Source organism: Streptomyces sp. NPDC002790 (genome assembly GCF_040295505.1).
GTDB lineage: Bacteria > Actinomycetota > Actinomycetes > Streptomycetales > Streptomycetaceae > Streptomyces.
In genome coordinates this window covers 177,773-186,507 of record NZ_JBEOVM010000005.1, presented here as the reverse complement: position 1 = coordinate 186,507, position 8,735 = coordinate 177,773, and the positions used below count along the sequence as shown (strand labels likewise).

Sequence of the window (8,735 nt, the reverse complement as noted above, 5' to 3'; positions counted from 1 at the left end):
TACACGTGGGGTGGTTTCGTTTGGGTCTGAGGTAACGTTGGGGGCCCCGGCTTAAATTTACGCCGTTCCCGGGTTCGCGGGGGTCGGGGGCTTCCTGGAGCGCCCGGCCCCCGCCCCGTAGCCAGCGGTCGAAGAAGGCCGCGAGATACGCCCGTTGAGCCGCGACCGCCCGCTCCGTGGGCACCGAGCCCACCCAAGTGGTCAGTGTCTCGTGCGGCAGATCGAGGCGGGCCGCGATCTGCGGGAGCAGCGTCGTCGCGTCCGTGTACGTGGCGTGCCGGGAGCCGCGCAGGGTCAGATCGCGTCGCCATCCGCCGCTGTGCCGCCACAGCTCCCGCCAGGAGGGGACGGTTCTCCGGTCGATGCCCTCGCTGCCCATCAGGAGCACCGGCCGGTCCACGCCCTCGGCCGCGACGGTGGACAGGCCGCCCTCGTCATGGTCGTCCTGGACGTACGCGAGCACACCGTCGAGGTTGGCGGCCGCGGCGAGCCGCTCGTCGTCGTGCAGGGTCTGCAACGCGGCGAAGCCTCCCGCGGACTGCCCGAACATGCCGATGGGCGCTCTGCGGAGCCGGTGCGTGTCGAAGGCCCGCTGCACCACATCGAGAACGAAACAGGCGTCGGCGACGCGGACGCCCGCCGTCTTCTTCAGCAGCGCGGTCACCGCGGCCGGGCCCGACCGCTGCGCCTCCCCGAACTCCTGCGGAAGCCGGGAGACGGCCACCCGCCCACCAGGGAACTCCACGGCCGACACGTCATAGGGATGGTCGATGGCGATCACCACATAGCCGCGGGACGCCAGGTCGTCCGTGAGCGTCGTGCCCAGGGAGCGCGGGTCCACGACCCCCGGCGAGTACAGCACCACGGGGTGCGCCGCACGCGGGTCGAGCGGCGCCGCGGTGTGGGCGAAGGTACGCGTGGCCGCCCAATCGACGCGGCCCGCGGGGAGCCCCTCGAAGTTGTTGAGCCGGTCGAAGCCCGCCGCCTCCCGTGCCGTCATCTGCGGCGCCCGCCCGTGACCGGCCACCGAGCGCGCCGGGTAGCGCACGTCCACCATCAACTCCCGTGCGGGATCCGCCGTCCACGGGTCGCGGCGGGACCGGTCGACCAGGCGCAGCGCCACCCTGCCCACCGGGTAAGGGCCGCTCGGAGCCGGTAACCGCAGGCGCATCCGCCTCGGCGCGGCGGCCACCGCAGGCGCCGCGCCGAGGGCCAACAGCGCCGCGGCGGCCGCGAGTACACCTCGCCGGGCCGGCCTTCCCCTCGAGATCGTGCCGAGTTCGTCCATGGCTCAAGATTCGCGGTCCCGAGCCCGGCACACCATCCGGCCGACCCCCACTTCTCGTTGGGGGAAATCCCCCAGAAGTCGCCATGTGACCAGGTCGGGAACCGTCCACCTGTCGATACTCGTGTCAAGGCCGCGCCCACCTCCTCGTATGCTCGGGGGCGACGCCGACGGACCGATCTTGGAGTGAGTACTGGTGGCGCGACGGCCGAGGGACACCTGGGACCGCTTCATTGCATCCGATCCGGGGCTGCTGCGCCTGATGGCCGGGCTGCGGATCGTCGCGGCCATCGGGCTGACGCTCACCGTGCTCGCGCTGCTCGGCACGGATGTGACACACATGGTCGCGGGCGCGATGGCCGCGATGGTGAGTACGTTCGCGATCCGTGAGAAGAACCTGCGCGGGCAGGCGATCACGCTCGCCTGGGGATTCCCGGTAGCGCTCGCGGCCGTGAGCCTGGGCGCGCTGTTGCACAGCAGGGTCGTCGCCGGTGATCTCTTCTTCATCGCCCTGATCTTCGGCGCCGTCTACTGCCGCCGGTTCGGGGACCGGGGCACGGCCCTCGGCCTCATGGGTTTTCAGGTCTACTTCGTATCGCTGTTCGTGAACGCGACCCCCGATCAACTGCCGAATCTCGCGGGCACGTTGGCGGTGGCGGTCGCCTGTAGCGCGGTGGCTCGGTTCGCACTGGTGCCGGAGACGCCGCAGCGCGTGCTCGGGCGGCTGCGCGGGGCGTTCAGGGCGCGGCTCGCGCAGCTGGTGACCGCGCAGACGAAGCTGCTCGACGCCGCTCCGGAGGACGTCGACGACGTGCTGGACGACCTGCGGCACCACACCTCGCGGCTGCACGAGACGGCGCTGATGATCCAGGGGCGTCTGGAGGACGGCGCCCGGGACGCGGCGACCGCCTCGCTGATCCAGCGCCGTATCGCCGACGCGGAGATCTCCGCGGAGCGCCTCGGCATGCTGCTGCTCAACGCCCGCAGCGCCGAACGCGCCGACACGCTCACCCTGCACCTCCCCCACGCGCCCGCGCCGGCGGCGGGCAAGCTGCTGCACCACGAGGACGAGTCGACGGCCACCCTCCGCCGTGATCTGGGCGCCCTTCACCTGATGGTGGTGCGCCCCGCCGATGCCAACCGGGGCGCGGCCGTCGCCCAGATCCGCAACCGTCTGCTCGGCTACCGAGACGAGGAGCGGGTGCCTCCGGGCGCCACGCTCGCCGTGCAGGACGTGTTCCGCGGCATCGGTGAAGCGGCCCGCGCGGTGATGGGGCTGCGGATCGCCCTCGACGGCCCGCAGGACGAGTCGGACGACTCCCCCGCCACGACGCGTTCGCGTGAGGAGCTGGAGGCGGAGGACATGTCCATCACCGGCACCGTCGCCATGGTCGGCACCGAGAAGGAGGCCGACGAGGAGGAGGACGACGACCGCTCGGGCCTCGACCGGCCCACCACCCGCGCCGCCTTCCAGGTCGCCGTCGGCTCCGGCCTCGCGATCGTCGGCGGCGAGTTCCTCTCCAGTCAGCGCTGGTACTGGGCCGTCCTGACCTGCTGGGTCGTCTTCCTCAACACCGCGTCCACGGGCGAGATCGTCATCAAGGGCTACCGCCGCGTCCTCGGCACGGTGCTCGGGGTGCTCGCCGGAGTACTGCTCGCGGGAGCGGTCGGCAATCACACCTGGTCGGCGTTCGCCCTCGTGCTGCTGTGCGTGTTCGCCGCGTTCTTCACCGCCCCGCTTTCGTACGCGCTGATGTCGTTCTTCGTGACGGCGATGCTGGGCCTGCTGTACACACTCCTGAACACCTACAGCTTCGACGTCCTGGTGTTGCGCATCGAGGAGACCGCGCTCGGTGCGGCGTGCGGCATCATCGCGGCGATGCTGGTGCTTCCGGTCCGCACCGACCACCGCACCGACGAGCTGCTCGCCACCGTCCTGGAGCGCCTCGGCGATGTCGTGGCGGGCGCGGTGGAGCAGCTCAGCGGTGGCCCGGCCGCGGACCTGCTCGACCGGGCGCGGGACCTGGACACCGCCCTGGATGATCTGCGCGCGTCCACCAAGCCGCTGACACACGCGATCGCCCCGCAGCGCGAGCGGCGGCAGACCGTGCGCTATCTGGTGGCTCTCCTGGAGACGTCCGCCTACCACGCGCGCTCCCTCGCGGCGACGGCCGAGCTCGTCCCGTACAGCAAGCATGTGGCCGCCGATCCGCGGCTCGGTCGAGCGGCGCGGCGTATCGCGCACAACATCGATGTGCTGGTGGCGCAGGTGAACGACGCCGACCTGACGGGGACCGTCGAGTCCGGCGCGAGCATCGCGGCGATGCTGGAGACGGACGGCCTGGGGGTGCCGGCCGCGAACACCGTGACGTTCCGTGTGCTGCGTCACCTTCAGCGGCTCGACGAGGGGATCTCCGGTCTCGCCCGGCCGCTCGGTGTCTCTGTGGGACCGCGCACATAGTCACTCCCCCGCTTCGAACCCCCTCCGACCTGGGGATACGATCCCCGGATCCCCTGCGAACCCGATGCCGTGCCGACGCATGACTGGAGCCACCTCGTGAGTGCCCCCGCACCCGATCCCCACTCCTTGCTCCCGCTGAGCCGAATCCCGCGTACGGGGCTGCCGCCGCGGGCCGTCGTCGTGGGCGACCCGGAGCGCGCCGCGGCCGTCGCCGCGCTGCTCGACGACGCCGTGGAGGTGTCGTACAACCGGGAGTACCGGACGTTCAGCGGGACGTGGCGCGGGGCGCCAGTCGTGATCGCCTCGCACGGCGTCGGCGGGCCCGGAGCCATCCTGCTGTTCCAGGAGCTGGCCGACGCGGGCGTGAAGACGTTCGTGCGGTTCGGTACGGCGGGTGCGATGCGGCCGGGGATCGGCGACGGCGATCTGGTCGTCGCGGAGGCCGCGGTGCGCGACGACGGTGTGACCGGTCAGCTGGTGCCCGCCGAGTACCCGGCGGTGTCCGCTCCGGAGGCCGTGCTCGCCCTGACGCGGGCGGCACGCGAGGCGGGTGCCCCGCACCACCGGGGAATCGTGTGGACGCGGGCGGCGTTCCAACCAGGACTGATCCCACTGAACCAGTACGACGGTGCGGGCCTTGCCGCGATCGAGATGGAGGTGTCCGCACTGTTCGTCACGGCGTCGCTGCGCGGGCTCGTCGCGGGCGCCGTGCTCGTCGTCGACGGCGTGAACGCGGACGACCTGGTGGACGAGGCGAGCACCGGCGGCTACGACCCGCACCGCGAGGTCGTCGCCGAGGGTGTCGCGCGCGGCAGCGTCGTGGCCCTGGAGGCGCTGCGCATTCTTACGGAGGAGCAACTGTGACCGAGTCCGTCGATCTGCTGGTGCACGGCGGCACCGTCCTCACCGTCGACGACAAGTCGACAGTGCTTGCCGACGGAGCGGTCGCCGTGCGCGACGGCGAGATCGTGGCGGTCGGCCCCACCGACGAGCTGCGCGCACGCCACGCCGCCAGTGACACCATCGACGCGTCCGGCGGTCTCGTCCTGCCAGGCCTGATCAACACGCACACGCACCTCGCGATGACGCTGCTGCGCGGCACCGCCGACGACGTGACGCTCCAGGAGTTCCTGGGCCGTGTGGTGCCCGCCGAGTCGCGCCTTCTGGATCCCACCACCGTCACAGCCGCCGTCCGCGTGGCCGTCGCGGAGAGCGTGCGCTCCGGTGTGACCTCGGCGCTCGACATGTACTGGTTCCACGAGGCCGCCGAGGAGGCCGCGCGCGCGGCGGGCTGGCGGCTGCACACCGGTCCGTTGTTCATGGACGTCCCCGAGCCGCCGGACGGACGGCCGTACAAGGAGCGCATGGAGTGGGCGCGCCGGGAGCTGGCCGGGCGCCCCGCGGGCACCCGCCCGGTCGTGTTCGCGCACTCGACGTACACCCTCTCCCCCGAGCAGCTCGTCGAGTGCTTCGCGCTGGCCCGTGAGTTCGGTGCGCTCATCCACCTGCATGCCGCGGAGAACGCCGCCGAGGTCGCGGGCGTCGAGGTGGCGCACGGCAGGCGGCCCGTGGAACTCCTCGAATCCCTCGGCCTGTTGGGCCCCGACGTGGTGCTCGCGCACGCCGTCGACCTGACCGGCGGCGAGATCGCGGCGATCGCCCGCGCGGGCGCCTCGGTCGCCCACTGCCCGGTGTCGAACCTGAAGCTGGGCTGCGGCATCGCGCCGGTGCCGCGGCTGCTGAGCGCGGGTGTCACCGTCGGTCTCGGCACGGACGGCGCCGTCAGCTCGAACACGCTGGACGTGCTTGGTGCGGTGCGGCAGGCGGCGCTGGTGCACAAGGCGGACGGCGATCCGACGGCGGTCGGCGCCGAGCAGGCCGTGCGCATGGCGACCATCGAGGGTGCCCGCGCCCTGGGCCTCGGCGACCGGCTCGGCTCGCTCGAGGTCGGCAAGCGCGCCGACCTGGCCGTTCTCGACCTGAAGCGGCCGCACCTCACGCCGCGCCACGACCCGTACGCGATGCTCGCCTACGCCGCGCAGGCCTCCGACGTGCGGGACACCGTCGTCGATGGCAGGGTCCTGATGCGCGACCGTACGCTCACGACCCTCGACGAGGGCGCGGTCCTCGCCGATCTGGAGGCCCTCGTATGACCGGCCACGCGACCCGCGGTTTCGTCGGCCGCCCCCGCGTCCACAACCCCGGCCTGCCGCCGGGCCAGTACGACGCGGGCGACGACTGGCCGGTGCTGTCCGCCGAGGTGACACCCCAGCTCGACCGTCAGGACTGGACGTTCACGATCGACGGCCTCGTCGCCGAGGAGAACACCTGGACGTGGGACGAGGCGCAGGCACTGCCCCCGGCCTCGTACAGCGGGGACATCCACTGCGTGACGACGTGGTCGAAGTTCGGGGTGCGCTTCGGTGGTGTCTCGCTCGACACGTTCCTCGACGCCGTCCGTCCCTCCCCCGAAGCGACGCACATCATGGCGTACTCGCACACCGGGTACTCGGCGAACCTGCCGCTCGCGGACGTGACGGGCGGCAAGGCGTGGCTCGCGTTCACCTACGAGGACGAGCCACTGCCGACCGAACACGGCGGCCCCGCCCGCCTGTTGGTGCCGCACCTCTACTTCTGGAAGAGCGTGAAGTGGGTCGCGGGCCTTCGGCTCCTCGATCACGACGAGCCCGGCTTCTGGGAGCAGAACGGGTACCACGGGCGGGGCAACCCCTGGGAAGAACAGCGATACGCAGGTGACTGAGACCGTGCAGAGCGAGCAGACCGTGCCGCAGAGGACCACCTTCACACCGCCGACCCGCTTCGCCGTGCCGGGCCGCATCGACGCCGGGCAGGCCGCCGCCCTGTGGCAGCGCGCCGTCATCGCCGAGATCCGCCGGGAGACGGCGAACGCCTCCACGTTCCGCTTCGCGGTGCCCGGCTGGCAGGGGCACCTGCCCGGTCAGCACTTGATGCTGCGGCTGACCGCCGAGGACGGGTACGCCGCCCAGCGCCACTACTCGCTCGCCTCGGCCCCCGACGACTCGGGGCACATCGAGCTGACCCTCGACCACGTCGTGGACGGCGAGGTGTCGGGCTTTCTGCACACCGAGGCGCGGGTCGGCGACGAGGTGGAGATGCGCGGCCCGCTCAGCGGCTTCTTCGCGTGGCCGGGCGACCGGCCGGCGCTGCTGCTCGGCGCGGGCTCGGGTGTCGTGCCCCTGATGTCGATGATCCGCCACCACAGGCAGCACGAACTCACTGTCCCGCTCCGGCTGTTCGTGTCGGCACGCACGCGTGGGGACCTGATCTACGCCGACGAGTACGGGGCCGAGACGACGCCGGTGCTCACCCGTGAGGGCGAGCACCGGCGCCTGGCGGCGGACCATCTGGCGCCGTGCTTCACCGAAGGCGCGCCGCAGTGGGAGGCGTATGTGTGCGGCTCCAACTCCTTTGCCGAGCACGCCTCCCAGCTGCTCGTCGGCCTCGGTCAGCCGGTGGACCGGATCCGCATCGAGCGCTTCGGGTGACGCCTACCGGATTCCGGCCCACCGCTTGACCGTCGCCGTCGCGGCGTCCCGCTCGTTCGCGGGCAGTGCGGAGATCCGGGCATTGTGGTTGGACTTCGGCACGACGTATTTGAACGAGTCGTTCTTGCTGGGCGTGAACTGCTCGGCGCTCCACGGGTCGTTCTGCCCGTAGACGAACAGCATCCGCTGGGACTTCGTGCGCACCCATTTGTCGACGCCCTTGGCGACCGTGCCGTCATACGTGGTGCGCATGTCGGCGGGCAGCACGGAGTTCGGCTGGTAGATGTCCGGGTAGTGGCGCACACCCTTGAGGTTCTTGAACTTCAGTCCGGCCCAGCCGAGTTGGGCGGCGGCCTGCCGGTAGTAGGGGCCCGTGCTGTTGGCGCCGAGTGTGGAGTCCTCGTAGACGGAGAGGCCGTTGTCGAGGGACCACTTGTAGAGGTCGTCGTCGGAGACCTGCTTGGCGTCGGGCACGGTGGGGCAGTTGTCGACGGAGCCGGACTGCCAGAAGTTCCACACCTGGTCGAGGACCGCGAACTCGTAGGCGCGGTCGGTCGTTCCGAGGGTGTTGGTGAAGGTGTAGCCCTCGTCCTTCGCGGTCTTCTCGAACTTGGGCAGCAGGGTGTCGCGGCGCGCGAGCATCTCGCGCTGCACGGCGGCGAGCGCGTCGCGGCACTGCTGGGTGCCGACCCTCTTGAAGAAGTCCTCGTAACCGCTGTCGTCGTTGTTGTTGGCGTCGTTGGGGGCGACGTAGGCGACGACTCCGTCGTAGTCCTCGGGGTGGAAGCGGTAGTGGTACGTGGCCGTCATGCCACCCTTGGAGCCGCCGGTGGCCAGCCACTTCGACGACTTCCCGTACAGCGGGCGCACGGCGCGCACGATGCCGTGCTCGTCGGCCGCCTCCTGCTGGATGGTCATCTTGCCCCAGGGGGTGCCGCCGGCCGGTACGGACTCCTCGAAGAAGCGGTGCTCGACGCTGAGTTGGTTGGCGTCGAGGAGGGTGGTGGGCTCACGGGTCGAGGACGACAGTCCGTAGCCGCCGGTGTAGAAGACGACGGGCTTGGCCGTCGACTTGTGCCAGAGCGTGAAGCGCTGCTGGAACGTACCCGCGCCGGGTCTGGCGTGGTCGACCGGCTGCGTGATCGACAAGGAGTAGAGCGGGAAGCCCTCCTTGTCGGTGACGCCGGTGACGGTCACACCGGGCAGCGCGCGCAGTTGGTCTTCGAACGAGGCGGGCGCGGCGGTCGCCGGTGCCGCGGTGGCGGCGAGGGCGCCCGCCGTGAGGGCGGCGGACAGCAGCAGCGTGGGTATGGTGCGCAGGCGCACGGATGCCTCCTTGGGTCGAGGAAACGGTGCGGCGGATCAGTGATCCACCGACCGAGACCTTAACCCGTGCCGTGCACAGAGGAGTTGGGCTCGCACCGGATACGCGAGAAGCCGGGACCCCTCGGCGGGGGTCCCG

General features: G+C 71.3%; 7 protein-coding genes. 5 read left to right on the top strand and 2 right to left on the bottom strand.

The genetic code is table 11. From position 1 onward, the window contains the following. The coding region (locus tag ABT004_RS05440) for an alpha/beta hydrolase (protein WP_351331533.1) at positions 1-1,288 on the bottom strand (1,288 nt) is incomplete at its 3' end. 259 nt (positions 1,289-1,547) lie between these two features. On the opposite strand from ABT004_RS05440, the gene ABT004_RS05435 reads away from it, so the two are divergent. The 5 genes from ABT004_RS05435 (at position 1,548) to ABT004_RS05415 (ending at position 7,273) form a co-directional block, all read left to right on the top strand. Beyond that, positions 1,548-3,746, top strand: coding sequence for an FUSC family protein (locus tag ABT004_RS05435; RefSeq protein ID WP_351331537.1), 2,199 nt, complete (start codon positions 1,548-1,550; stop codon positions 3,744-3,746). 96 nt (positions 3,747-3,842) lie between these two features. Next, positions 3,843-4,610 carry a nucleoside phosphorylase gene (locus ABT004_RS05430; RefSeq protein ID WP_351331532.1) on the top strand — a complete coding sequence of 256 codons (768 nt, stop codon included), beginning with the start codon at positions 3,843-3,845 and terminating at the stop codon, positions 4,608-4,610. Continuing rightward, positions 4,607-5,899 (top strand): amidohydrolase, encoded by a 1,293-nt coding sequence (locus ABT004_RS05425; protein WP_351331531.1) that lies wholly within the window; start codon positions 4,607-4,609, stop codon positions 5,897-5,899. The genes ABT004_RS05430 and ABT004_RS05425 overlap by 4 nt, the downstream gene beginning before the upstream one ends. Beyond that, the gene (locus ABT004_RS05420) at positions 5,896-6,507 is read left to right on the top strand and encodes a sulfite oxidase-like oxidoreductase (RefSeq protein WP_351331530.1); all 612 of its coding nucleotides are present in this window, start codon (positions 5,896-5,898) and stop codon (positions 6,505-6,507) included. The genes ABT004_RS05425 and ABT004_RS05420 overlap by 4 nt, the downstream gene beginning before the upstream one ends. Next, on the top strand, positions 6,500-7,273 hold the full coding sequence (locus ABT004_RS05415; protein ID WP_351331529.1) for a ferredoxin reductase: 774 nt from the start codon (positions 6,500-6,502) through the stop codon (positions 7,271-7,273). Before ABT004_RS05420 ends, ABT004_RS05415 begins: the two co-directional genes overlap by 8 nt. Before the next feature lie 3 nt (positions 7,274-7,276). Here ABT004_RS05415 and ABT004_RS05410 read toward each other — a convergent pair whose 3' ends face one another. Further along, a complete protein-coding gene (locus ABT004_RS05410) occupies positions 7,277-8,599 on the bottom strand; it encodes a S28 family serine protease (RefSeq protein ID WP_351331528.1) in 1,323 nt (440 codons plus the stop codon). Between the last annotated feature and the right edge of the window lie 136 nt (positions 8,600-8,735).